General features: G+C 69.0%; 22 protein-coding genes. 15 read left to right on the forward strand and 7 right to left on the reverse strand.

From position 1 onward, the window contains the following. Positions 1-352 precede the first annotated feature (352 nt). Positions 353-1,651 carry a hypothetical protein gene (locus O7617_RS13270; protein ID WP_282263825.1) on the forward strand — a complete coding sequence of 433 codons (1,299 nt, stop codon included), beginning with the start codon at positions 353-355 and terminating at the stop codon, positions 1,649-1,651. 358 nt (positions 1,652-2,009) lie between these two features. Here O7617_RS13270 and O7617_RS13275 read toward each other — a convergent pair whose 3' ends face one another. Next, positions 2,010-2,150 carry an FAD-dependent oxidoreductase gene (locus tag O7617_RS13275; RefSeq protein ID WP_199172051.1) on the reverse strand — a complete coding sequence of 47 codons (141 nt, stop codon included), beginning with the start codon at positions 2,148-2,150 and terminating at the stop codon, positions 2,010-2,012. Positions 2,151-2,272: 122 nt separating this feature from the next. Between O7617_RS13275 and O7617_RS13280 the strand changes: the two genes are divergently transcribed. Together O7617_RS13280 and O7617_RS13285 are read left to right on the forward strand one after the other, a co-directional pair. Beyond that, the gene (locus O7617_RS13280; protein ID WP_282263827.1) at positions 2,273-2,644 is read left to right on the forward strand and encodes a metalloregulator ArsR/SmtB family transcription factor; all 372 of its coding nucleotides are present in this window, start codon (positions 2,273-2,275) and stop codon (positions 2,642-2,644) included. An 82-nt stretch (positions 2,645-2,726) separates the two neighbouring features. Further along, the gene (locus tag O7617_RS13285) at positions 2,727-3,590 is read left to right on the forward strand and encodes a hypothetical protein (RefSeq protein WP_282263828.1); all 864 of its coding nucleotides are present in this window, start codon (positions 2,727-2,729) and stop codon (positions 3,588-3,590) included. A 643-nt stretch (positions 3,591-4,233) separates the two neighbouring features. On the opposite strand, the gene O7617_RS13290 is transcribed toward O7617_RS13285, so the two are convergent. After that, entirely contained in the window at positions 4,234-5,271 is a 1,038-nt protein-coding gene (locus O7617_RS13290) for a DUF5937 family protein (protein ID WP_282263830.1), read from the reverse strand. A 68-nt stretch (positions 5,272-5,339) separates the two neighbouring features. Here O7617_RS13290 and O7617_RS13295 point away from each other — a divergent pair, with 68 nt between their 5' ends. The 5 genes from O7617_RS13295 to O7617_RS13315 all read left to right on the forward strand — a co-directional run bounded on the left by O7617_RS13295 (position 5,340) and on the right by O7617_RS13315 (position 9,801). Further along, positions 5,340-6,704 (forward strand): MFS transporter, encoded by a 1,365-nt coding sequence (locus O7617_RS13295; RefSeq protein WP_282263832.1) that lies wholly within the window; start codon positions 5,340-5,342, stop codon positions 6,702-6,704. 105 nt (positions 6,705-6,809) lie between these two features. Further along, positions 6,810-7,424 carry a hypothetical protein gene (locus O7617_RS13300; protein WP_282263833.1) on the forward strand — a complete coding sequence of 205 codons (615 nt, stop codon included), beginning with the start codon at positions 6,810-6,812 and terminating at the stop codon, positions 7,422-7,424. 73 nt (positions 7,425-7,497) lie between these two features. Beyond that, positions 7,498-8,226, forward strand: a complete 729-nt coding sequence (locus O7617_RS13305) for a MerR family transcriptional regulator (protein ID WP_282263834.1) — start codon at positions 7,498-7,500, stop codon at positions 8,224-8,226. A 102-nt stretch (positions 8,227-8,328) separates the two neighbouring features. Beyond that, positions 8,329-8,991: a hypothetical protein gene (locus O7617_RS13310; RefSeq protein ID WP_282263836.1), complete on the forward strand. Its 663-nt coding sequence runs from the start codon at positions 8,329-8,331 to the stop codon at positions 8,989-8,991. Between the two features lie 150 nt (positions 8,992-9,141). Continuing rightward, complete coding sequence (locus O7617_RS13315) at positions 9,142-9,801, forward strand: hemerythrin domain-containing protein (protein ID WP_282263837.1); 660 nt, start codon at positions 9,142-9,144, stop codon at positions 9,799-9,801. Between the two features lie 161 nt (positions 9,802-9,962). Here O7617_RS13315 and O7617_RS13320 read toward each other — a convergent pair whose 3' ends face one another. Next, positions 9,963-11,114, reverse strand: a complete 1,152-nt coding sequence (locus O7617_RS13320) for a low temperature requirement protein A (RefSeq protein WP_282263838.1) — start codon at positions 11,112-11,114, stop codon at positions 9,963-9,965. 454 nt (positions 11,115-11,568) lie between these two features. Between O7617_RS13320 and O7617_RS13325 the strand changes: the two genes are divergently transcribed. The 7 genes from O7617_RS13325 (at position 11,569) to O7617_RS13355 (ending at position 21,204) form a co-directional block, all read left to right on the forward strand. Beyond that, on the forward strand, positions 11,569-13,101 hold the full coding sequence (locus O7617_RS13325) for a non-reducing end alpha-L-arabinofuranosidase family hydrolase (protein ID WP_282263839.1): 1,533 nt from the start codon (positions 11,569-11,571) through the stop codon (positions 13,099-13,101). Between the two features lie 155 nt (positions 13,102-13,256). Further along, positions 13,257-13,511, forward strand: a complete 255-nt coding sequence (locus O7617_RS13330) for a hypothetical protein (RefSeq protein ID WP_282263841.1) — start codon at positions 13,257-13,259, stop codon at positions 13,509-13,511. Beyond that, entirely contained in the window at positions 13,508-14,836 is a 1,329-nt protein-coding gene (eccD, locus tag O7617_RS13335; RefSeq protein ID WP_282263842.1) for a type VII secretion integral membrane protein EccD, read from the forward strand. Before O7617_RS13330 ends, eccD begins: the two co-directional genes overlap by 4 nt. 163 nt (positions 14,837-14,999) lie before the next feature. Next, positions 15,000-15,908 carry a hypothetical protein gene (locus O7617_RS13340; protein ID WP_282263843.1) on the forward strand — a complete coding sequence of 303 codons (909 nt, stop codon included), beginning with the start codon at positions 15,000-15,002 and terminating at the stop codon, positions 15,906-15,908. Between the two features lie 15 nt (positions 15,909-15,923). Beyond that, positions 15,924-19,883, forward strand: coding sequence for a type VII secretion protein EccCa (gene eccCa / locus O7617_RS13345; protein WP_282263844.1), 3,960 nt, complete (start codon positions 15,924-15,926; stop codon positions 19,881-19,883). Next, the gene (locus tag O7617_RS13350) at positions 19,883-20,242 is read left to right on the forward strand and encodes a hypothetical protein (RefSeq protein ID WP_282263846.1); all 360 of its coding nucleotides are present in this window, start codon (positions 19,883-19,885) and stop codon (positions 20,240-20,242) included. Before eccCa ends, O7617_RS13350 begins: the two co-directional genes overlap by 1 nt. Next, a complete protein-coding gene (locus O7617_RS13355) occupies positions 20,227-21,204 on the forward strand; it encodes a DUF6177 family protein (RefSeq protein ID WP_282263847.1) in 978 nt (325 codons plus the stop codon). The genes O7617_RS13350 and O7617_RS13355 overlap by 16 nt, the downstream gene beginning before the upstream one ends. A 379-nt stretch (positions 21,205-21,583) precedes the next feature. Here the strand turns inward: O7617_RS13355 and O7617_RS13360 are convergent, their stop codons facing one another. From O7617_RS13360 to O7617_RS13375, 4 genes are read right to left on the reverse strand one after another with little or no spacing between them, the layout of a single operon-like run. Next, entirely contained in the window at positions 21,584-21,925 is a 342-nt protein-coding gene (locus O7617_RS13360) for a hypothetical protein (protein ID WP_282263848.1), read from the reverse strand. Beyond that, complete coding sequence (locus O7617_RS13365; protein WP_282263849.1) at positions 21,925-24,522, reverse strand: YwqJ-related putative deaminase; 2,598 nt, start codon at positions 24,520-24,522, stop codon at positions 21,925-21,927. Before O7617_RS13365 ends, O7617_RS13360 begins: the two co-directional genes overlap by 1 nt. Further along, entirely contained in the window at positions 24,519-24,878 is a 360-nt protein-coding gene (locus O7617_RS13370; RefSeq protein WP_282263850.1) for a DUF6507 family protein, read from the reverse strand. The genes O7617_RS13365 and O7617_RS13370 overlap by 4 nt, the downstream gene beginning before the upstream one ends. Before the next feature lie 40 nt (positions 24,879-24,918). Continuing rightward, positions 24,919-25,224 (reverse strand): pore-forming ESAT-6 family protein, encoded by a 306-nt coding sequence (locus O7617_RS13375; RefSeq protein ID WP_282263851.1) that lies wholly within the window; start codon positions 25,222-25,224, stop codon positions 24,919-24,921. Position 25,225: the final 1 nt, after the last annotated feature.

A 25,225-nucleotide genomic window follows, 5' to 3' on the forward strand; every position in this document is an offset into this window, starting at 1 on the left:
CGGTCATTACACGCATACTGGACCGAGACTCTGGCACACGCGGCACAGCGCGACCGCCGATCGGGAGGACGGGGAGGCTTACCACCCACCCCGCGCATCGCAATGCCCGATTCTCAAACCACAACGCCCCGTTGAGCACCGGTTCCGGTTACCGCGCTGCCAGCTTGGTGGACACGGTGTCCGTCCTCCCACAATAGCCACGTGTGAACCTATCGATATGGTCGTTCCGTTGAACCAGATCGTGAGCTCGAACATCACGGCCCACCTCGGCGGTTGCCCGCCATGGTGTGTCAAGGTCCACGCCGAGGAGGAGTTGGGTAGTCCGGGCGACCGGGCCCGGGGGCACTCCCGGATGGTGATGCAGACCCATAAGGGTGAGGTCGGCGGAATGGCGGTGGAGATCTTCTCACTGGAGCACCTTGACCAGCCCGAGGAGAACACCCCAGCGGAGTTGGTCGTGTCCGCTCCGGATCCGCTCAGTCTGGCCGACGCCGGCTACCTCGCCACCTCCATTAGGAAGGCGGTCATGGAAGCCCGCCGAACGCACCGGCCGTACTGGCTGAGGCGGGCGTGTCCTTCCTGGTGTGTCGCGACGCACCAGGACGGCGACCATCTCGAGGATCGCATCCACTGGCCAGACGACTCGCCGCCTGTGCTGTTGTCGCTACACAGCTCAGTGAGTACTGCCGGCGAGTCGTGCAGCGATGGGACGTACCGGCCGCCGGGGCTGGAGGTCGACTTGGAGCAGCACGCCGACGCGGTCGAGCCGGTGGTGAAGTTCGTGATCGAGGGCGCGACGGCGGCGTTGCGGCTCACGCTGGACGAGGCTGAGCAGGTGCGGACGGCGGTCGGACGAGTTGTGGCCATGGCGCGCGATACGGACAACCAGCTGGTCGAGGCCGGATTGGCCGGTCCAGCGCCGAGGCCATACCGGCCGAGCCTCGACCAGACCGTGGCCGATCTGGTGGTCCACGACGAGGGCCTGACGGCCGAGCAGAAGATCAGCGTGTTCCGCGGCGTGGTCGCCGAGCGACTTACCCAGCAGGGTCTGAGCGTCGCTGAGCAGGCTGTGCGGTTGAACTGCACCGAGGAGCAGGTGCTGGACGCGATGGTGGACTTCGCGATGTGGTCGCACGCCGGCTACCTGCTTCCACCCGCCAAGCCGGCCGAGCCGCAGTGCCCGGTGTGGTGCGGTGGGGAGTGCCTTACCGAAGACGGCGTCCGCCTGCACGACCGGCACGTGGCCGCCGTGTACGGCCAGCACCACGAATGTTCCAACGACATCAAGGTGGCGACGGTCGACCTTCAGGCGTTCAACTCTCCCGACGGGTACGACGAGCCGCCATCAGTGACGCTGGCCATCGACAACCCGGAACAGCGCCCCACCGACATGACCAAGCTCGACGGGATGAACCACAACGCGGTCCGGAACCTGGCCGCATCGCTGCTGTCGGGCTTCTGGGACCGTACGACGATCCGGCTCACCCCTCAGAAAGCGGCGAACCTCGGCGCGTCACTGATCGCCGCATCCCGCGCTGCCCACAACAACACCGCAGTCAAGCCTGACCACAGCGCGGATGTGGAGCGGTCCGGACCCTGCGCAACGAGGTCCGGGCCACTCATCCAGGGGACGCTCAACCCGTGCAAATGACGTAGAACCAGTGGCCCCTGATCCCGAGGTGTGGTGCACCGTGTGCAGCTGCCGGCCGGCGAACTCCGCACGGCCCCGGGATGTCGGGCACGTAGGGCACTCCCACGTCCCGGTGGCCGAAATGACGTCCCGGGCTAGCCACTCCCCGGCGCCGGTCTGCACCGCCAGGCGCTCCCCGGCTCGCCGCACCTTCTGAGCCCGGACCGGCCGGAGCACCGGAAGGTCGTAGCGCTGCTCGTAGGCCCCGCAGATAGTCCACGACGTGCCCGGCGGTCGGGAACTCCTCACCCTCCTGCCGCGGCATGCCCCACCCCGGCAGCGGGCTGTACTCCGCTGGGGAGAACAACCGCAACGACTCTCAGCCATGCCGCCACGCGCCACCCGGCTGCGGCTGGGCGTCGAGGATGACGTAATCCAGATCGGCGCTGCGCAGGTAGTAACCGGCAGCCAGGCCCGCCTGCCCACCCCCGACGACCACCACATCACCCGACCCGGGCACGCACGACACCTCCCTCGATCCATAGATCATCATGCCGAGACGGCAGAAGCGGTGGGTGCCTACACGAACTCACGGTGATCCTGCCCTCGTTCACCAGCCGATCGACGGTGTCAGCTGCAACGATGCACGACGTGGGAACTGTGAAGAGTGCGACGCCCGCCATCTCGCCCCTCGCCGGCGAGCCGATCGACCGCGCCGATGCCGAACGGCTCGCGGGAGTGCTGAAGGCGTTCGCCGACCCGGCCCGGCTGCGACTGCTCAGCCTGATCCAGTCGGCCCCGCAGGGAGAGGCGTCGGTCAGTGACCTCACCGCGCCCCTCGGACTCTCCCAGCCGACCGTTAGCCACCACCTGCGGATCCTCACCGAGGCCGGCCTGCTCGAGCGTGACAAGCGCGGCGTCTGGGCCTACTACCGGCTCGTGCCGTCCGCCATCGCCGCGATCGCCGACCTGCTGACCCCGCCTCGCAAGCGAGCGACGAAGAAGACCCGCTGACCGACGCCACGGAAGACCGCCGCCAACGCCTCCTGACCCGGCGGCGGTCGGGCCGCAGGCGCGAAGGTTCTAACCTGCTTTCATGGGGGACGAGGAAGCGCAGCCGGAATTCAGGCAGTGGTACGACCGTGCGCTCGACGTCGGCCCGGCCGGAAATCAGGCCTTCTTCGGTCGGGACGTGCTGGCTGGCCTGGTACAGGGAATCCGGGACTTCCGAGAGCACCGGCAGCAGCGGTGGGACCAACACCATGGGCCTGGGGCGACGTTGCTGGGCTGCGCGATGTGGATGGACGACCCGGAACTGCTCGACGAACTCGCCAGGCTGCAGGCTGCCTGCGTGGTGGTCAGCAAGCAGGCCCGGGACAAGAAGGTGCAGCCGCCGGATCTGCCCTACAAGCTTCGCCGCCTGGCCGACCTCAACACCCGCGCGCCCGGTCTCCCGGTGTGCTATTTCCCCCCGCTGGAGCAACTGACCTCACTGGTCGACGGTGAGCCCCCGATGATCGGACCCGGGTGGTCGCTGCCGCCCGGCGACGAGATGATCCCGACCGTGCGGACGATCGGCTTCCGCAAGGGCGTGGGCGCCAACGGGTCCATGCCACCGATCCTCCACGCCAAGCTGGCGCTACTCGGCCGCCTCTGGGAACACGACGAAGACGACTTCGGGCCGGCCGACGTCACCGCCTTCACCCCGAAGCGACTCTGGATCGGGTCAGCGAACTTCACGGCGTCGTCACGACGCAGCCTCGAGTTCGGCTTCTGGACGGAGGACCCCGTACTGCTGCGCGGTGCCGAGGAATTCCTACTGGACCTGATCGGCAGCTCAGAGGGCATCGACCCGGACGCCGACCTGCACCTGCCGGAACGGGCGCTACCGGACTTCGACGACTCCGCCATGGCGGAGGCGGCGGCCGAACTACGGTTCGCCGACCCCGAAGACGACTAACATCGCCGCACTCGGCCGCCCGCTCCCGCTGTCATCGAAGCGCGGATCACCGCGCCAAGGTCTGTGGGTGGCGCCAGCGGTCCCGCCTCGGTCCGAGTGAAGCGGGAGATGAAGGCGGTCATTGGGGAGCGTGCGTGCTACCTAATTGTCGACATCGCCAGAACCCTCGGCGCTCAGATCCGAGGGATATCGCGGCCCGCATGGTGCTCCGATGGTGCTCGGATGTTCGGCACCGGTCGAGCACGGGCGGGTCGAAATCAGCACGGTGAGCCCGGCAGCGGCGAGCCCATCACCCTGCCCGTCGCCTGCAGCGCGTGGACCAGCCGAAACAAAAAGCCCTCCGCGTGGACGAAGGGCTTGCAATACAGTACGAGCTATGAGACTTTGTATTCGGTGGGGAAGGTGGGTTACCCTTCCTCCTACGGATCAGAAGGTTAGGGGTTCGAGTCCCTTCGGGCGCACCAACGATCAAGGCCGTGACCTGCTGTAACAGGGGTTGCGGCCTTTTTCCAGTTCCCGACGTCTGTGCGGCCCCGGCGTCAGCCACGGTGTCCGGCGAAGACGGCGGGTGCCGCCTTTCAGGCCGCGTCGTCCAACGCCGGTTGATCGAGGTGGCCACGGGCCAGTCATGGGATGGTGTCAGTCAGTCCCGAACCTCGGTCAGCAGCATGTCGCTCGCGTCGGTTCTGAAGTACAGCACCAGCCGGCCGCTGCGCGACGCGCCCACCAGGCCGGCCGACCGCAGCAGGCCCAGGTGTTGCGAGACGGCTCCCGGCGTCAGGCCGGTGCGGTAGGCGAGTTCCGTGGTGGAGGCCGGGGCGTCCAGCTCCAGCAGCAGCCGGGTGCGCGAGCGCCCGATCACCCGTTCCAGCGCGGGGGCGGCCGCTGTGGTCCGCTGCTCCCACAGTGTCGCCACGCCGCGGGCGGGGTAGGTCAGGGTCGGTTGCCAGGGTGGCATCGTGCTGGAGAAGACGGTCGGCCAGACGAACGCCGACGGGACGAGCAGCAGGCCCTCGCCGTCCAGTTGGCGATGCCCGACGAAGCGTGGATGAGCGATCGTGAGCTGGTCGTCCTGCCAGCTCACGGATGGTGCCAGGTCGGCGAAGAGGCTCGTGGGGCCGCCGTCGGCCAGGCGGCGGGCGCGGTGCACCACGTCGGCTTCCAGCAGGCTGCGCAACCGCGGCCAGTACTCGCTGACCGCCAGGCTCCAGTAGTCGTTCATCTGCCGGGCGAGGCGATCCAGCCCCGCCGACGGATCGGTCCACATGGCGTGCAACTCGGCATCGTCGGTGCGCGCCTTGGTTTCGTTCCACCCGCTGGTCGCGCTCTGCCGCGCCGGGTCCCGCAAGGTCGCCAACCGGTCCAGGTCTGTGCGTACCCGCTGCGGTTCGATGCGGCGGAGATCCGCTAGCTCGGTCTGCAGATCGGGTACCGGCGTCGTCGGGGGTGGTGTGACGAAGTCGGGGATGTACCAGCTCGGTACCGGCACCAGGGCGAACAGCAGGTCGAAGGCGCCCGCTGCCGCGGCCACCCGAGGTGCCACCTGTTTGACCCACGGCACGTGCAGGGCGTGCGCCGCTGGATCCTTGAGCACGCGGACGCTGGCGACGATCTCCTGCATCGGCGAGAACGCGAACCGCATCACCGCGAGGTCGTACGCCGAGAACCCGATGGTGAGCATCGCCCTCCTGGAATTTAGCGTGGTCTAAATCTATCCAGCTGGATCTGATGTCGCACCATGCTCTCCGCATGGCGAATCGGGACTTCGAACTGCTCTTCGCGAGTACGGCGGTGAGTCGAGTCGGCAGCGAGATCAGCTACATCGCCTTCCCCCTGGCGGCGATCGTGGCCCTGCAGGCCGGCCCGGAGCAGGTGGGCCTGCTGAACGCCGCCACCACGGCGGCGTTCCTGTTGATCGGCCTGCCCGCCGGTGTGTGGGTCGACCGGATGCGTCGGCGTCCCGTCCTGCTCGCCGCCGACCTCGTCCGGTTCCTGCTGCTGGCCTGGGTGCCGCTGGCGTGGTGGTGGGGGATCCTCACGATGACCCAACTCTTCGTCGTCGCCTTCCTGGTGGGCGCGGGCCGGGTCTTCTCGGACGTGGCGGCGCAGAGCTATCTGCCGACTGTCGTCGGACGCGAGCACCTGGTGGCCGGTAACGCCCGCCTCGCCGGTACCGAGGCGGTCTCCCGGATCGTCGGCCGGGGGGCCGGCGGTGCGCTCGTCCAGGCACTGACCGCGCCCGTGGCCATCGCCGTCGACGCGCTCACCTACCTGTGGTCGTTTCTCTGCCTCTGCCCGATCCGCCGCCCGGAGCCGGCGCCTGTCGTACCCGACAGGCCCCGGCATCTGTGGCGAGAGATCGGTGAGGGCCTGCGGTACGTCGCCGGACAGCCCGCCCTGCGTGCCGTCGCCGCATCGGGGGCGCTGGTGAACCTGGCCTCCACTGTCATCGTCGTCATCGTTCCGCTGCTGATCGTCCGGGAGTTGCGGTTGCCGGAGGGACTGGTCGGCGTCTTCTTCGCCGTGGGCGGGGTGGGCGCGGTCCTGGGCACGATGGCCGCCCGGCGACTAGCGCTGCGCTTCGGCTACGGGCGGACCCTCATCGTCGCCGCGACGACAGTGGCGCCCGTCTACCTGCTGCTGCCCTTCGCCGACCGGGGTGTCTGGCTGTGGGCGGCCGCTGTGGCGTACCTGTTGATGATGGCGAAGGCGTCGATCGACAACGTCCTGCTGGTCAGCTTCCGGCAGACCATCACTCCCGATCGGATGTTGGGCCGGATGAACGCCACAATGCGTTTCGTCCTCTCCGGGGCACTGCCGATCGGTTCGGTGCTCGCCGGCTTCGTCGGGGAGTACGTGTCGCTGCGGGCCGCGCTCTGGTGCGGCACCGTCGGCATGGCCGTCGCCTGGGTGCCGGTCTTCCTCTCGCCACTGCGCACGATGGTGGTGCTGCCGACCGGCCCGGTAGAGCCGCAACCGGTTCGGCCACGAAACGGTAAGGCGGCTCCCGGCAAGGTTGCCTGCTTGCGCTGGTGGGTGTGTTGGTGCCAGCCGTGCGCGGGTCGGACCCGGCACCGATTGCTTCGCGTTCGGCCTGCCAGCCGCCAGCGGTGAGCAGGAGCCACTGCGAGTTGCTCTTGACCGTGCGCTAAGCGCACACGTTCTCATGGGTGCGCAAGGTCGCCATACGGGCGACTTCGAACGTACGGAGTGTCCCCCATGCCCGTGATCCGGACCCCGCTCGGGATCATCCGCGAGAATCTGCGTCCCTACCTGTGGCTGAGCCTCATGGCCTACGGCCTGCTGGCAGTCGGTCTGGTGGTAGGAGCGGTGGTTCCTGATCTGAACGCGGCACTCAAGGGGTCGATGGAGGACGACGGGACGACGGATCAGGTCGTGTCACTGCTACGTACTCCGTGGTTGTTCGCGCTGACCATCATGGTGGTGAACATCGGCCGGATCGCGCTGGCCGCGATCCTGTTGCCGTCGCTGGTGGTGCCCTTTCTGGGGGTCGCGGTCTTCGCGTTCTTCGCGGTGCAGACCGGTATCACTCTGGCGCCGGTGGATCATGTCACGACGATGACTCTGATCCCACACTCCTTGACGATGGTGATCGAGTTCCAGGCGTACGTGCTGCTGCTGCTCGGCGCCTACCTGCTGGGTAGGTCTTGGATACGGCCCTCGACTGCCGGAGCGGTCAACCGGCGGCGGGGTTACGTCCACGGACTGAAGCGGATCGGGTGGCTCGCTCTGCCGGTGCTGGCGTTGTTCGTTATCGGCGCGATCTATGAGGCCTTGTCGCTGGCTTATCTGGTGCCGCTGCTGTTGAGCTGAGACCCGGCTCTTCAACGCAGCGGCGCGGGAACTGACGAGGGCGAAGGGGTGAAGGCTCGTTATGGCATGGAGCATGCGAGAGCTGGCGCGGATCACGCACACCAAGGTGAGCACCGTGCGGCACTACCACAAGGTCGGGCTGCTGGCCGAGCCCGAGCGGGCGGCGAACGGGTACAAGCGGTACGGGGTGTCGCATCTGATCCGTCTGCTGCAGGTCAAGAGGTTGAGCGAGCTCGGGATCAGTCTTCCGCAGATCGCCGCGATGGACGGTGCTGGCGCCGGCGGCCTTGCAGAAATCCGCGCGCTGCATGCGGAACTCGAGGTGACCATCGAGCATTTGACGCGGATCCGGTCGGAGCTGGCGCAGGTGCTGGACCACGATGCGCCGGCCGTGACCCCGCGAGGTTTCGCGGCGTTGTCGGCGCAGCTGTCATCGACACAGCGGCTGCTGCTGTCGGTGTATGCGGCGGTCTTCGACGAACCGACGTTGGAGGCGTTCCGTCAGGTGCTGTACCGGCGGGAGGAGACCGACGTCGAACTCGATCGTCTGCCCGCGACGGCAGACGACGGCACGGTCGAAGACCTGGCCCGGCGCATGGTTCCGGTCACGGTCCGGCTCCGCGGGGAATACCCGCAGCTGAACAATCCCCTGCAAAGCTCCCCGCTGGGAGCGACAGCAGCCGGACTCACCATGGCCCATGCGCTCGTCGAGCTCTACAACCCGGCCCAGCTACGCGTCCTCAAACGACTCGACACCCTCCTGCAGCAGCACGACGCGAAACGCCCGCCCGACCGGCCTTGAGCACCCACTGGCCGCGGAGACCGGCCCGACCATCGCAGCGTTGCCCGTCGGTGGTCGCCGCACGAAGCCCATCAGACGTCTTACCGTCTTGGAGGAGACCCGATGCTCACCCGGCGACGCCGCGATAAGGCCGCTGGCAAAATCACGCCCGGCAGTGGCCGCGCGCTGAAACCCTTCCGCGGGTGGCAAGTCCTTTCACGTGCCCTGTTCTACCTCCCGGCGGATTCCAGCGGCGCGGGCAGCGTGCGCGAGCATTACGCGGTCGATGTGCCGTACTGGCAGCGCGTAGCAACCTCGGACGGCAAGGGTAAGGCCCACCTCTACCGCAACAGCCGGCATCATGCGGTCTCGACACTCCCAGCGGTCTTTCCCATCGAAGGCGGCAGCATCGAGGTGATCTCGTCGGCGTTCGGTCTGCGTCGCTGCCACTTCATCCCCGAGGACGGCCCCGAGCGTCAGCTCATTCCCGACCAGCGTTCAGCAGAGGGCCGCCGCGCGAAACTACACCGCGACCACCGCATGCTGAGCCGCACGATCAGCGTCCTGTCTCTGCTGGTCCTGTCCGCATCAGCGCTGCTGCTGATCCCGCAACTCCTCGAAATCGCGATGCGGATCCCTCCGGTCGTCGAGCGTTTCGGGACGTTCAGCTCGCCGATCCAGCTACCGCTGGTCGCCAACATCGCCCTCGGGCTCGGTGCGGCAACCGCCAGCGTGGAACGCGCGACCCGCCTGCGATACACCTGGCTGGACACGATCGCGCAGTAGCAGCGGCGATCACCGTGGGCCGCGTTTATTCACAGCCGCGCCGCCGTCAGCCAGCCGACAGGCGACGGCTCGCGTCCGCGCCAATGAGTACGGCCAGTCTCAGAACCGTCTGCTGCTGCACCCAGATTGCATCAGCAGGTGAGAGAAGTCATGGAAGACGAGGAGAGTAAAGTGGCAGACAGTCGCGACATGGTGGGTGCGCACGATGCGTTCCGCCTGCATTTCGGGCGGCTTCCGGAGACCGTCCGTGGCGTTGCGGCGGGTGACGTGGCGCGAGCCTCGGTGGTCGGGGAGCACACCATTCTTTTGGCTGACCTGCTCTCCGGGCACCACTCCAGTGAAGACGACCACGTTTGGCCGAAGCTGCACGAGCGCTGCCCCGACCGAATTCAGCCGCTGGTCGTGACGATGGAGTCGCAGCATGAGCACCTCCACATCGACCTGCTGAACCTGGCCGCCACCGCCGGGCGGTGGAAGGAGTCCGGTGGCGCCGCCGACCGCGAAACCCTGGCCGACATCGCGCAGCGGTTGGACCCGGCACTACGGGAGCACCTTGCGCTCGAGGAAGCCCAGATCCTGCGACTCATCGACGAGTACCTGACCGACGAGGAGTGGAAGGCGGCGGTCGCCGCGAGCGCCGAGAAGCTGACACCGGAGCGTGGCGCGCTGGCGCTGGGCATGGTGCTTGATACTGCGAGCGAGGAAATGCAGACGTTGATCCGGGAAGGGGCACCCGAGGAATTCTGGCGCGACGTGCGCCCGGCGGCTCTCGGCGCCTGGCAAGCCCACGCCAAGCAGGTCTACGGCTGAAGCCTGAATTGTCGAGGCGGCGAAGGACGCCTCCGTCCGAACCCGGTCGCGGCCATCACCGGGACCACTCCCCGTCGCGCCGGCGTTTTCCGGTCGTACGGACGCACCGGCGCTCGGGAGGGCGGTTCGGAGAGGCTGCCCCTCGTGCGGGAGGCAGGGAGCTAGTCCGCCAGGGCGGCGCGTCGGAGCCGCCGCACGTCGGTGATCGTGATGCCGACCAGGACGGCCACGGTGACGATCATGACGAGCACCGGGGTCAGCATGGTCAGCAGCGGTGTCGAGGCGAGCAGCAGCGCCAGCCAGGCCATGCGGGTGGGCGGGAGTTGGCCGAGGAGCACGTACTCCGAGCTCATCCGGCCGAGCACGTACAGGACCGGTCCGACGGCTAGGAGAGCGACCCAACTCGCCGGTGTGGTTCCCTGCGGGTCGTGGAGGGCGAGGTCCACACCGCCGGACGTGGCGATGATGCCGGTGACGACGAAGGCGTAGACATACGGGGCCAACAGGATCGAGGCGTGCGGACGCAGGTGCGCCGACCGGTCGACCAGCTTGTTGCTCTGTAACACGTAGATCTGCCAGAACAGCAGTGCAGTGACGATCGCGGTGAGGAACGCGACGGCACGGGCCGGGGTGTAGGTCGCGCGGCTGAAGATCAACGTGGACATCAGTGCCAGCTCGCCGAGGGCGAGAATGGCGATCTGCTGGTAGCGCTCGCCGAAGTGCGTGCTCAACCGTGTGATGGGTTGCCGACCTCGTCGAGGTGTCGGGTAGCGCAGTCCGGCGGCCAGGTAGTCGACGGCGATCGCGCCGGCCCACAGGCCGGTCCGCCAGGCCGGTCCGGCGAACCCGCCGGTGAGCCACAGGATCCCGGACAGGACGAACCAGAAGAGGACGCGTTCCTCCCGGGCGTGCGCACGGCGTGGGCGCAGCGCGACGATCAGCAGGATCCCCCGGAGCACGTGGATGCCGACGTACGCGCCGGCGAAGAGCAGCCCGCGCCCGCCGTAGGCGGCCGGTACGGCGACCGCCATCAGGGCCACGCCGAAGACCGTTCCGGCGATCACGGCCTGGATCGCCCGAAGCCGGGGGTCGTAGAACTCGGTGGCGTTCACCGTCGTCGACCAGGTCCACCATGCGGCCAGCAGCAGGATGAGGGTCTGTCCCAGGCCACCCCAGCTCGGATTCCCGGCGAACTGCATGGAGAGCTGCGCGAACATGGCGACGTAGAAGACGTCGAAGAACAGCTCCAGGAGCGTCGCCCGATTCGACGACCTGAGGCTACGTCGCGGCCCGGTCGGCTCCGTGCTCGTCATCGGTCCGCCGTTCCCGCCGCGCCTTCTGCCGACGCTCGCATGTCAGGTCGAGACGATCCCGAGATGACGCCGTGACGGTCACGGTCGGGGGCTGGCCGCACAGGGCGATCAACGATCTAGGGAGCCGGAAGTTACCCGCCGGTCGAGCGGGGGTGGTGGCCTGCGGGTGTTCGGCGCGGCGCGATCACGTCGCGCCCGACGCGATGGCAGCCATCGATGTTCCCAACACGTTACGTCTTGACGAACGCCATGTTATCGCTCACAGTCGATGCCTAAGGACGACGAGGAGCTGGCTTCCCGGGCAAGCCCTGCTTCGTCGATCTCGAATCAGGCGTGCGCTGGGGCATCCAGGCGTCTTGTTAACGCTAACGCTGGGATGTCTGGTCCCGGCCACGCGTCGCGGTGGGCCCAGCTCCGGGCAGGCCGTTCGGCTCTTGGTCATTGGAGGAGGATCATGTCTGCCCTAGATAGGTCTCCATCGATCGCGCCGCCGCCCACGCGGCGGCGCTGGTGGCTGCCCCGGCTTCTCGCCGCCGGTGCGGCGGCGGTGATGGTCGGTGGTGTCGCCGTGGCGGCGGTGCAGTCACCCGCCGCCGCCGCGACCGTCGACACGAGCGCGTGGTACGTGTTGGTCAACCGCAACAGCGGCAAGGCCCTGGACGTCTACAACCTGGCCACGAACGACGGTGCCCGGATCACGCAGTGGGCCCGGAACAACGGCAACCAGCAGCAGTGGCAGTTCGTCGACTCCGGTGGTGGCTACTACCGGTTGAAGTCGCGGCTGTCGGGCAAGGTGCTCGACGTCTATCAGCGTTCGACGGCCAACGGTGCGGCGATCGTGCAGTGGTCCGACAACAACGGGACCAACCAGCAGTTCCGGTTGGCCGATTCGGACAGCGGCTACGTGCGGTTGATCAACCGGAACAGCAACAAGGTCATGGAGGTGCAGGGCGCCTCGACCGCCGACGGTGGAAACATCGTGCAGTACGACGACTGGAACGGCGCCAACCAGCAGTGGCAGCTCGTCCGTGTTGACGGGGGCACCCCGCCCACCACCACGCCGCCGCCCACCGGCACCTGTGACCTTCCCTCGACGTACCGGTGGTCGTCGACGGGCCCTCTGGCGCAGCCGAGGTCCGGTTGGGTGTCGTTGAAGGACTTCACCGTCGCGCCGTACAACGGCCAGCAGCTCGTCTACGCCACCACGCACGACTTCGGGTCGAGCTGGGGTTCGATGAACTTCGGGCTGTTCAGCAACTACAACCAGATGGGCTCGGCCAGCCAGAACGCGATGAACTCGGGAACTGTCGCGCCGTCGCTGTTCTACTTCGCGCCGCGCAACATCTGGGTGCTGGCGTACCAGTGGGGTGGCCCGGCGTTCTCGTACCGGACCTCGAGTGACCCGACCAACCCGAACGGCTGGTCGTCGCCGCAGACGCTGTTCAGCGGCAGCATCACGGGTTCGGGGACGGGGCCGATCGACCAGGCGGTCATCGGCGACGACCAGAACATGTACCTGTTCTTCGCCGGGGACAACGGCAAGATCTACCGGGCGAGCATGCCGATCGGGAACTTCCCCGGCAGCTTCGGCTCCAACTACCAGACGATCATGACCGACACCACGAACAACCTGTTCGAGGCCGTCCAGGTCTACAAGCTCCAGGGCCTGAACAAGTACCTGATGATCGTCGAGGCGATCGGCTCGACGGGCCGCTACTTCCGCAGCTTCACGGCCACCAGCCTGGGTGGTACGTGGACGCCGCAGGCCGCGTCCCAGAGCAACCCGTTCGCCGGCAAGGTCAACAGCGGCGCCACCTGGACCAACGACATCAGCCACGGTGAGCTGCTGCGGACCAGCGCGGACCAGACGATGACCGTGAACGCCTGCAACCTGCAACTGCTCTACCAGGGCCGTTCCCCCAGCTCCGACGGCGTCGACTACGGCCTCCTGCCGTACCGCCCGGGTCTGCTGACCCTGCAACGCTGAGCCGGGTCTGCTGACCCTGCGACGCTGATCCATGGAAGGTGGCCCGCGACGGACGATTCCGTCGCGGGCCCATCCATGAGGAACGACCAGTTGGCCGGGTCGCCGCCACGAATCGTCACCCCCGTCGGATTAGCGGTCGTGGATAGAATCGGGCCGTGGCTCGTGAATACGACACCCAGCTCATCGAGTCGGTCGCGGTCCGCCGTGCCCGAATGCGTGAGCTGCTGCTGTGGGGCAGGCAGCGCCGTGTCCGGGCCACCGGTGACGGCTTCCGCTGGTTGCGGATCGGGCTCGTGTTGGCGGCTGTGGCCTGCGCCGGGTGTGTGGGCTGGTCCTTCCTCCAGGGCGTGATCGCCGACCAGCAGAAGGCACGCAACCCACCACCGGCCCAGTCGGAGGCGGCGCGATGACCCAGACGCAGTCTTCCAGCGCCGCAGGCCAGCTCAGCCGGGTGACCCTGGCCGGGGCGCACCGGCGCATCGACCTCGTGCTGCCGGCCGACGAGCCGCTCGGTCTGCTGTTGCCCGAGATCGTCGCCATGGTCGGGCACCGGCCGATGGACGACTCCCGGGGCTACCAGATCAGCACCCTCGACGGCACCGTGCTCGATCCGGGCGGCAGCCTGCGGCAGGCGGCCGTCCCTGATGGCGCCATGCTGCGGGTCGACCCGATCTCCGAGGCTCCACCGGCTGCGATCGTGCACGACGTCGCCGACGAGGTCGGCGACGATCTCGCCCGGCGGCACGGGCGATGGGGCACCACCGCGCGGATGTGGACCGCCACCGCGGTCTGCCTGGTCGCCGCCAGCATGGCGGCGGTGCTCGCCGCCCCACCGCTGGGGGCGGTGGCGGTCACCGTCATCGGGGCCGTGGTCGCGCTGGCTGGTCTCCTCGTCGGGCTGGTAGGCAGGCGGGCCGTCGGGATCGCGGTCCTGCTCAGCGGTGCCGCGATGACGATGACCATGGTGCCCGGGTTGACGAGCGGGCACACAGTGCGCTGGGCGCTCTGGGCCATCGGCGTCGGCTGCGTCGTGCTCGCCGTGGGCGCGGTGACGGGCAACCGCCGGGCCGGCGTCCTCGGTGGTGGAACGCTGCTGACCCTGGTGGCCGGTTGGGGCGTACCCCTCGCGTTCGCCGTGCCCGCCGAACGCGTCGCGGCGGTGCTGACGATCGTGTCGGTGGGGATGTTGGGCCTGCTGCCCCGGGTCGCGATGATCGCGTCCGGGCTCACCCGCCTCGACGACCGGCGGAGCAACGACGAGTCGGTCAGCCGCGTCGCCGTGTTGGCCGCAGTCGACTCCGCGCACCGAGGGCTGGCCGTGGCGACGCTGGCGACGGCGACGTCGGCGGCGCTCGGTGGCCTCGTCCTGGCCGCCGCGGCCGGCCCCTGGGCGCTGGTGCTGGCGGCGCTGGTGGCCACCGCTCTGCTGCTGCGGATGCGGGCGTTCCCGCTGACCGTCGAGGTGGCCGGGCTGGTGTCGGGCGCGCTGGTCATCGCGGGCGGCCTGCTGGCCCGCTGGGCACGGGAGGCACCCGGTGCCTGGTGGGGTCCGGCGCTCGTGGCGCTGGCCTTCTGCGCGGCGACCCTGGTGATCCTGGCCTACCGGCCGCCACCACACGCGCTGGCGCGAGCCCGGCAGTACGCCGACCGCGTCGAGGCGCTGACCGTGATGGCGCTGATCCCCGTGGCGGTGGGGGTGTTCGGGCTCTACTCGCGACTTCTCGACACGTTCTGATTGAGGCGGTGGCATGAGTGCTCCACCGGTTCCCGGGCCGACCCATTCCGGGGGGCACGGACCGCACCCACCACAACTGCGGGTGCCGGGAGGCTCGACCACCCCTGCCGCGGCTCCTCGCCAGCCGGCGTCGGCACCACCCCGGTCGGCTCCGACACCACGGGTGCCCGGCGAGCCGACCGGGCCGGAGCTGGACGACCTGTCGCTCGTGCGGCGCATCCGTCCCGGCGATCCGGCACCGCGGCGACTGTGGCGCAGCGTCAGCCGGATGTTCACCAGTGGACAGGCCACCCGGGAGTTGGCCGACCTCGCGGCCGAGGTGCAGGTGCCGGTCCACACCGGGCGGCGCATCGCGGTCGCCTCGGTGCACGGTGGGGCCGGGAAGACCACCGTGGCAGCGGTGTTGGCGTCGGTCTTCGCGGCGCGGCGAGCCGATCCGGTGCTCGCCGCCGACGCCGACCCGTACGAGGGCTCGTTGACCTGGCGGCTCGGCGCGCCGGGCGAGCCGCCCCTGGAGAGGCTGGCACCCGACCTGATCGCCGCCCGGGGCGGCGACCTCCGCGCGCTCGAGCCGTTCCTTCCGCGTACCGGAACGGGTTTGTGGGTGTTGCCGAGCGGCACCGCGAACCCGACGCTGTGCAGCGAGGTGACGCGGGCGCTGTCGCGGCTCTTCGCGGTCGCCGTCGTCGACTGCCCGCCCGGCCTGGAGTCCCGCACCGCGGCGGCGGCGATGGCCGACGCGCACTCGGTAGTGCTCGTCGCGGCGGGGACGCCGGACGGGGTCCGGGCCACCTACCAGGCGTTGCGCCGGATCATCGACGGCGGGTACGGGTCGTGGCTGGCGCGGGTGGTGGTCGTCCTGAGCACCAGCAACCCCGACGGCCGCGCCGCGCTCCTCGGCGACGCCGCCCGCGAGCTGATCGAACACACCGGCGTGCCGGTGGTGGTGCTGCCCTACGACCGGCACCTGGCGGCCGGGGCGCTCATCACGCCGTCGCGGATCGGCGAGGCGACACTCGTCGAGGCGACCCGCGCGGCCGGCCTGGCGCTGGCCACGGCCCGGCGGATGTGACCGGAGGACGCCCTGATGTCGACGCGCATGGTGCACCGCCCCACCCGGGTCGCCCGTCCGGCGTCCACGATGGATCCGCTCGTGCTGGACGCACCACCGCAGCTCCCCGACGGCCGATCCGCGGTCGGGCTGCAGGCCTTGCTGCCGATGGCCGGCGCGGGCGTGGCGATGAGCATGATGATGTTCCTGCGCGGCTCCGGTTTCGCCGCGTTGGGTGCGGTGGTCATGGTCGTCGCGCTGGCCGCCGCCGGAGCCATGTACCTCACCCAGCTCGGCAAGGCCGGTCGGCAGCGCCGGGTCCAGCGTGAGCGTTACCAGGACTACCTGGAAGAGCTACGCGAGCAGCTCCGCGAGGACGAGCAACGTCTTCAGGAACAGGCGACCGTGCTGGACCCGCCGGTCAGCCGGCTGCTCGACGTCATCCGCAGCCCGGCCCGGTTGTGGGAGCGCCGTCGTGCCGACGTCGACTTCCTGCGGGTACGGGTGGGCATGGGCGCGTTACCGGTCCGGCCGATCCAACTGCGCGAGCAGAGCACACCGACCAACCCGCTCGACCCCTTCATGCGTCACGAGGCGCAGTCGCTGATGCGACGCTTCGAGCTGACGCCCGGGCTGCCGGTCCGGGTCGACCTGGACTGCGCCGGCGACGTCAGCGTGATCTGCCCGGACTACAACGAGGTCGTCGCCCTCGCCAGCGCCGTCCTCGTGCAGGTCGCCGCGTTCCACGCCCCCGACGACGTGACGCTCGCGGTCGTCACCACACCGGAGCGGGCGACGACCTGGCAGTGGGCCCGTTGGCTGCCGCACCTGCTCGACCGCGCCTCGATCGGCCCGAGCGGCCCGACCCCGCTCCTGGTCACCGCTCCCGAGACGCTCGCCGAACTCCTCGCCACGGACCTGGAGGAGCGGGCCACCAACGCGCTCAAGTCGTTCCGCCACAACGCCGGTAGGGCCGAGGCCCGTACGCGGTCGCGGCTGCTGGTCATCGACGACGCCCACGGCGCGGTGGCCCGCGCGCTGGCGAGCCCCGACCAGTTCGTGGGCCTCGGGAGCCTCGGTGTCACAGTCGTCCACCTGCTCGCCGACCGGCTGCACGAGCCCGGCGACATCTCCCGGCGGATCACCCTCGACGGTGGTTCGCTGACCCTGGAGGATCTCACCGCGTCGCCGCCGATGACGGTGGTCGGCACTGTCGACGAGGTGCCGGTGCCGCTGGTGGAGGGCCTCGCCCGGGGGATCGCACCGCTGCGACTGTCGGCCGACTCGTACGACGACGGCACCGGCACCCCGCCGGCCGACTTCCAGGACCTGCTGGGGTTGTCCGATCCCACGAACCTGGATCTGGCCACGCTGTGGCGGCCGCGGGGTGAGCGCGACTTCCTGCGCGTGCCGATCGGGGTGGATCCGGTGGGACGACCGGTGTTGCTCGACCTGAAGGAATCCGCTCAGCTCGGGATGGGCCCACACGGGTTGTGTGTCGGCGCCACCGGGTCGGGCAAGAGTGAGCTGCTGCGGACGCTCGTCCTCGCCCTGGCGGCCAGCCATCCGCCCGAACGGTTGGCGATGGTGCTCGTCGACTACAAGGGCGGTGCGACGTTCGCGCCGTTCGCCGAGATGCCGCACGTCTCCGGCCTGATCACCAACCTGGTCGCGGACGCTGCGCTGGTGGAACGGATGTACACCAGCCTCGACGGTGAGGTGCAGCGCCGCCAGCAGTTGCTCGCGGACGCGGGCAAGGTCACCGACATCGTCGAGTACCACCTGCTGCGCGCGGTGCAGGGCGAGCGCAGCACCCTGCCCCCGCTGCCGCACCTGCTCGTGCTCATCGACGAGTTCGGCGAGCTGCTCGCCGCGAAGTCGGAGTTCATCGACCTGTTCCTCCGGATCGGTCGGATCGGCCGATCCATCGGGGTGCACCTGCTGCTGTCGAGCCAGCGGGTCGAGCAGGGCAAGATGCGCGGCCTGGAAAACTACCTGGCCTACCGTCTCGGGCTGCGCACGCTCACCGAGATGGAGTCGCGCACCGTCCTCGACACCGTGGACGCGTTCCAGCTGCCGCCGCTACCCGGCAACGGGTACCTGAAGGTCGACGTCTCGATCTACCAGCGGTTCAAGGCCGCCTACGTGTCCGGCCCGCTCACCGACGGCGCCGACGCCGAACTCGCCCCGATCGTCGGGCCGATGGCGAAGCCGATGCCGGTGTTCGGCACCGTCCGCCGGGACACCGACGACGGCGTACCCGAGGAGCCGAAGGCGACCAAGCGCACCACCGGTCCGACGCTGCTCTCCACGGTGGTCGAGCAGATGGCCGCGAGTGACCAACGCGTCCAGGCGATCTGGCTACCGCCGTTGCCGCCCGCCCTCACCCTCGACCAGGCGGCCGGAGGGATCCGCAGCACCCCGGACGGGCTCCGGCTGGAGATCGCCGGGCAGGCCGGAGCCGGGTTGCCGGTGCCGCTCGGCCGCCTCGACGATCCGGCCCGCCAGTGGCAGGGCCCCTGGCTGGTCGACCTGGCCGGCAGCGGCGGCAACGCACTCGTGCTCGGCGGGCCCGGCACCGGCAAGACGACGACGCTGCGCACCCTGGCCCTGGGTCTGGCCACCACCTATCGGCCGACCGACGTCGGTATCTACGGCATCGACCTGCTCGGCAACGGGTTGTCGGGCCTCACCGGGCTGCCCCATGTCGGCGGCGTCGCCAGTCGTGAGGACCGGGAGCGCATCCGCCGCACCGTCGACGAGGTGCACGCGATGCTCTCGCAACGCCAGCGGATCTACACCCAGCACCAGTTCGACACCATCGACGACCTCCGTGCCGCCGACGAACGCGTACGCGCGGAGGTCGGCTGTGTCGACGTGGTGCTGCTGATCGACGGGTACGGCCAGCTCAACACCGAGTTCGAGAGCCTCGAACCCAAGGTGCACGACCTGCTCGCCAGAGGCGGCCGTTACGGCATCCACGTCATCGGCACCGCCCGACGGTGGAACGAGGTTCGCGCCGCCCAGCAGGTCGCCTTCGCCAACCGCATCGAGCTGCGGCTCACCGAGCCTGCCGAGTCCAGCATCGACGGCAGGCTGGCCCGGGGCATCCCGTCCGACCAGCCCGGGCGGGCGCTGACCAGCGGCAAGCTGTTCGCCCAGGTCGCCCTGCCCCGCCTCGACGGCCGGCCGGATCCGGCGAACGCCGGTCTGGTCTCCGCCGCCGAGTCGGTACGGGGATCGTGGTCCGGGCCACTGCCGCCACCCGTGCGGGTGCTCCCCGCCGTACTTCCGCTGGCCGACCTCGCCGACACGCCCGCCGGGCACGGCGTGGTCCCCTTCGGCCGGTTCGAGAGCGACTTCAGCCCCGCCGTGCTCGACCTCTTCGGCCAGGACCAGCACTTCCTCGTCCTCGGCGACCCCCGTACCGGCAAGACGAACCTCTTGAAGCTCGTGGCCGAGGAGTTGATGGGGCAGTACTCCTCCGACGAGCTGGTGTTCGCCGTGTTCGACCCGCGCCGCGGGCTCGCCGACGTGGTGCCGGACGCGTACTGCGGCGGATACGCCACCAACGCGACGCTCGCCCAGCAGTTGTCGGCGGCGGTGTGCAAGGAACTGGCGACGAGGCAGCCGTCCGCGTCGGCGCGGCACCGGATCGTGCTGCTCATCGACGACTACGACATCCTCGCCGCGTCGGCCAGCCAACCGCTCGGCGCGTTCGTCCCCTACGTGGCGGCCGCACGCGACACCGGCCTGCACGTCGTGATGACACGTCGGGTGGCCGGTGCCTCGCGCGGCCTGTTCGAGCCGTTCCCACTGGCCGTGCGCGAGGCCGGTTGTCTGAGCTTGCTGATGTCCGGTGACCGCACGGAGGGCCAACTTTTCACCGGGGTACGGCCGACGGTCCTGCCGGTGGGCCGCGGGCAGCTCATCCGCCCGGGTCACTCCCCACGCATGACGCAGACCGCGTACCTCGGCGAGACCAAGGAGCACTGATGACGTACGACACGGTGGCCCTGTGCCGCTCCGAGCCCGACGCCGCCACGATGATCGGCGCCCTGGTCGCGGTCGGGTCCGACCTCAAGATGGACACAGTCGACGCTGCCGGGCTGGTGCAGCTGTTCGACCCTGCCGACGGTCGGTTGTTGCTGACCGTCGAGACCGCGCGGCTGGTCCAGGTGCCGGGCGAGGCGGAACGGCTGCTCGGCGTCGCGCTGGATGACTCCTTCGGCGGCCGGGTCTGGTGGGTGGAGAGCCGCGCACCGGACGGCGACCCGCAGGCCGCCGAGGTGACCCGCCGTTTCACGACCGCGCTGGTATCGATAACGGGAGGACTGACATGGGCGAACCGATGACCGGTGCGACCGACACGATCACCGACCGAGCCGTCGTCCTGCACCAGAACCGCGCGGTGGTCGGCCTCTCGCCCTGGCTCGCCGAAGCGGCGGTCGACGCCGTCCGCAACGGGTTGCTGCTTCAAATCGTCACGCCCGAAGACGGCTCCATCACGTACCCGCTCGAAGTGATGCTGGCCCAGGCGCAGGGGCAGTGGGTGGTGCGCGCCGGCGACCAGTACCGCGACGGGCTCACCGGGCTGTCCCTGCACTGGGACGGCCGACGCTTCTCGGCGTCCAACGGGTCGCCCACCGGCGGCCCGCTGCCGACCGCCGTACCGTGGTCCGGCGGCCTGGAGATCCAGATCGTCACGCTGCACCCGGCCACCGAGGCCCTGAACCTCGGCGCCAGCACCGAGACAGCCGTGCGCGCCCTCACCGGCGACGACCCGATCGGGTGGGGCGTCGCCGAGCCGGTGACCGAGCGGTGGTCGCGCCGCGAGCTCACCTCGTTCTGCCGTACGCGGGCACCGGCACCGTCCAGCGTGACGATCGTCGGCGGGGAGCGCGGTTCGGCGCTGCTCGGGGTCCTGACGGTCGAGCGGGTCGACGTCGGCGTCCGCGAACAGCTCCGGCTGGCCGGCCCTCCGCTGTCGGTGGTCGACGAGGAGACGGTCGAGACACTCGCCGAGACGTTGGCGACGACAGTGCGCAGCATGATCGTGACAGCGCACCCGGGCCGGTCCGGCGGGCTACGGTCCAGCACACCGAGCCTTCCGGCACTGCCGTTGGGCATCCTGGTCGGCCGTCAGGAACAGGCGCTCGACTCCGAGCCGGAGGTGGTCCCAGGCCGGGCGCTCGGCCGGGGCGCACGCCGGGCGTGGTGGTACCGAGTGGACAGAGGGCCGGGGGCCCCGTACGAGAACCTCACCGCGGTGTTGCGCAGGTACGGCCTGAGCACCGCAGGCCAGGGCACCGGCTGACCGCCCCACGGGTGCGCCGGACGGCAGCGACCCCGGCCGTCCGGCATCGGGTGTTCAGCCCTGCGCGACGTGGCTTTCGATCGGCGTGCCGTCCTCGGCCCAGCGTTGCCGGCTGAGCATCCTGCCCTGGTCGTCGAACTCGACACGGCCGGCGGGGTTGCCGTTACGGTGCCACTCCTCGTGGACGCCGACAGCCGTGCCGTAACGAGTTGCCCTCAGCCTTGCGCTCGCCGGTCGGGTACCACTCGGCGGAAGGCCGTCCTCTTACTGCGGAATGAACTGGCTGCCAGGGCGGCCATGTTCGAGCGTGCAGCGCCGCTGGGGTCTGAGCGGTCCCGTACGGCCTCCGTAGCCCTGAAGCCACAAAGATCCTTAGAGGCTACGGTCCTTCCTCGGTCAGATTCCCCTGATCATCCCAACGCTTTCGGCTTACCGGCAGGTTTTGGTCGCCGAAAACGGTACGTTCGGCTAGCTGGCCATTTTCATGCCACCGTCGCCATTCTCCGACGTTGCGACCGTAGTCACGTACGCCTTCCTGTTTCTTTTGGCCATTCGAATACCAGATGATCTGAGGTCCGTGGGGAACGCCGTCGAAGTAGGTGGCGAGCTCGACGATATTTCCCCCGGGGTCCATGGCCGCCACCTCGCCGGTGAAAGGTTCATCACCGTGCATCACCCGAAGGTCGTCACCTACGTAGGTCTCTTTCTCGTCAACGCGCATCAGTCACTCCACGGAGGCTCGAACGTATCCATGCGCCGGTAGTCGCCAGGCGGGAACTGGTAGCGACCGGTGTAGCTCGGGACGCCCCGCAGTATACTGTTGCAGTTTCCGCAGGCTGGAGCCGGGTCGCCGGGCGAATGGTGACGTGCGTCGTCCAGCCAACGTGGATCAAAACGCATTTCATCGAGGACGTCCCGGCCCAGCGGCGGCGGCTCTGAATCCGGTCCGTGTTCGCGCCTCCATTGCTCATCGTGCAATCGTTGGCGCTCCCAAAGTAGCTCATTGGTCGCCTTGACCTCGGCGTGACGTAGCGGATTGTCGAAGTGTGCCCGCCCATCCAGCACCGCGTCCTTGGTTATGACGTCGCCAGCTTCGTTTCGGACCGCCCGGCCGGTTACCGGATCGAGCACCGGCACCTGCGCGGCTTCGGTCTCCGATCGCATGACCGGGTGTTTCCACTCCGCCAGATCCAGATAGTTGTCGCGTAGTAACGGATGCAGATTCTTCGGGTCGATCAGGTCCAGGTCCGTACCGTTGACGCCTTCGGCGATCTTGCCCGTGCGGAGATCGATGGCGGTGGCGGAAACTGGGCCCTCGCCTCGTTCGCGCCCCGGGACATGTACGTCGGTTGCACGCTGCCGTGACAGGTCTTCCATGTAGTCCCGGACGGGCTTTCCATCGATTTCGGTAATAAGGCCGTCTCGAGTCGTCACTCGGCTGGTGTCATTCACGTCGATTTCATCGACGATGGAGCCTCGGCTCGGGTCTCGCGCGTATTCCGGATCCGTCACCTTGGGAGCAGGGCCCGGGTCCTCGGGTTCGGGGAAGTTAGGCGGGTTCTCCACGCGCTGGTCACCCGCTGACGGCGGCTTGTAATCTCCCGCGTTGTCGGGCTCGGGCTGTCTACCCGACACGGGCTCGTCGTCCGCAGTCCTGTCGCCGCGTTCGTCGCCGCCCTGCTCTGCGGGCTTGTCATCCGGATCGACGTCGGAATCCGAGTCGTTGCTGCCATCGTTGCGGGGGCCGTCGTCGGCATCCACGTCTTTGCCAGGCGTGGTGTCGTCCGGGACGTTGCCCGGGGTGGTGTCGTCCGGGACGTTGCGCGGGGTGGTGTCGTCCGGGACGTTGCGCGGGGTGGTGTCGTCCGGGACGTTGCGCGGGGTGGTGTCGTCCGGGACGTTGCGCGGGGTGGTGTCGTCCGGGACGTTGCGCGGGGTGGTGTCGTCCGGCAGGTTCCTGGTGGGCGGGGTGTCCTCCGGCAGGTTCCTGGCAGCTGGTGGGGTCTCTTCGGGAAGGTTCCTGGTGGGTGGGGTGTCGCCGGGGAGGTTGTTGCCGGCGGGGTTGTTGCCGCCGTCCATGTTCATGGTGTTTGGGGTGCGGTCGCCCGGCATCTCGACGTCGAAGCCGCGTCCGACGGGTGGTACGTCGCCCGCGATCGCGGGCACCAGACCGAGCTGCGGAATCTGGATGTCGAACTTCTTGGCGAAGTTGATGGCGACCTCGCCCACGGTGGGCAGGTTGTCGAGCCAGTTGCCGGCGCGGACCAAGCCGGCGCTGATGCGGGCGGCGGTCGCGCTGCCTCGGATGCTGTTGACGGCTGCGCCGGCGCCGCGCAGACCGGAGGCGGCGCCCTTGGTGCCGACGACGGCGGAGACGATGTTGAACGCGGCGAGGCCACCGGCCCTCGACTTGTCCTCACCCCACATGTCGTAGGCGATGATGGTCTTACCCGCGTTGAGCAGGAGGTTGCCGGCTTCGCGTTTCTCCATGAACGGCATGCCGACCGTCTGGTCGATCACGATGGTGACCGGGTTGATGTAGATGGAGACCGCCCAGACGAACTTGCCGAGACCCAACCAGGCCTGACCGGCGGTGTCCCAGCTCCATTCGCCGGTGGTGGGGTCGCGGCCGATCAGCGCACCGAGGTCTCCGAGCATGGTGACGAAGCCTTCGCCGACGCCGCCGAAGAACGCGCCGACGTCACCGAGGAACCCACGGTCGTGTTCCTCGGTGCTGCCCCAGGGCAACGCCCCGTCCTCACCGGCGGCCGCGTTGAGGGTGTTGGCGTCGAACCCGTACTCGCCGTCTTCGACTGTGCCGTCGGCGTTGTCGGCCCGGTACTGGCGGCCACCGTAGAGGGCGTTGATGGTGTTGGCGCACTTGCGCTGCGCTTCGAAGAACGCGGCGACCTGCGTGTTCACCGCGGAGATCAACCCGTTGTGCTGGTTGACCTTGCCTTCGTCCTCGCGCCAGTCCTCGTCTCCGGTGGTGGAGGCGACGAACTGCTCGGCCTGGCCCTTCAACGCGGCGAGTTGGGCCTTGATCTCCCTGACCTCGCTGGCGTACGTGGCCAGGGCGGTGCCGACGGCTTGGACGTCCTCGCCGACCGACGCCGACACGGTGCGGATCGGGCCGGACGCGGCGAACAACTGCGCCGCCTCCGGCGCCTCGTAGACCGCGGCCAAGCCCTGCCAGGTGGTGTCGACAGCCTGACCGGTGTTGGCGAAGTCGACGCCGGTGGTTTTGATCGTCTGTGCGTGGGTGGCCAGCAGGTCCATGTCACCTGGAATCTGCGGAATCTCCCCCGGATTGATCATTGCGGCACCGCCTGACGGCCCGGCCCCGGCATCGTGGCCGACGGGTCGGGTGCCGCCGAGGCGCTGCGCTGCGCGTTGGCGGCCATGTCCAGATCACCCTGGACATAGGCGTTCGTCGCCTGCGCCGCCGCATTCATACACGCCCCCGTGCGAGTGAACACGAACTCAAGGTCGGTACGGATCGATTCCACGAAGCCCTGAAGCGCCTGCCCGACGATCTCCGAACTCGACTGGACGGCAGAACCCTCCAACGCCGAGTTGAAGTTCTTCATCTGCCCCTCGAACGGGGCGGCCGCGGCATGCGTGCGATTCAGGACATCACGCACTCCACCGGGGGAGATATCCCAGGCGCTCACGCTAGTGCTCCCTCGTCAACACTGGTAAGGAAAACCTGGCTCAGCCGATGGACTGCACCGCCGTGCGCGCCTTGGCCAACGTGGTCGTCGCCGTGTCGTCGTTCTTCACCATGGTGGTCTTGACCAGTTCGATGATCGTGCGCACCTCGCTCGCCGCGCGGTTCCACCGATCCTCGACCGTCCGGTATTCCTCCGAGACACCGTCGGCCTGGAAGTCCGCCATCGCGGCCGAGACATCGGCGCTGCGCTGCGAGATCACCGCCTCCAACCGGGCGATGATCCCGGCGAGGTCACCCTGAACCTGCTGCGAGGTGCCCACGTCAAAACTGCGTCGGTCCGTGCTCATA

The sequence above is a fragment of the Micromonospora sp. WMMD1155 genome, from assembly GCF_029581275.1.
In the GTDB taxonomy this organism is placed as follows: domain Bacteria; phylum Actinomycetota; class Actinomycetes; order Mycobacteriales; family Micromonosporaceae; genus Micromonospora.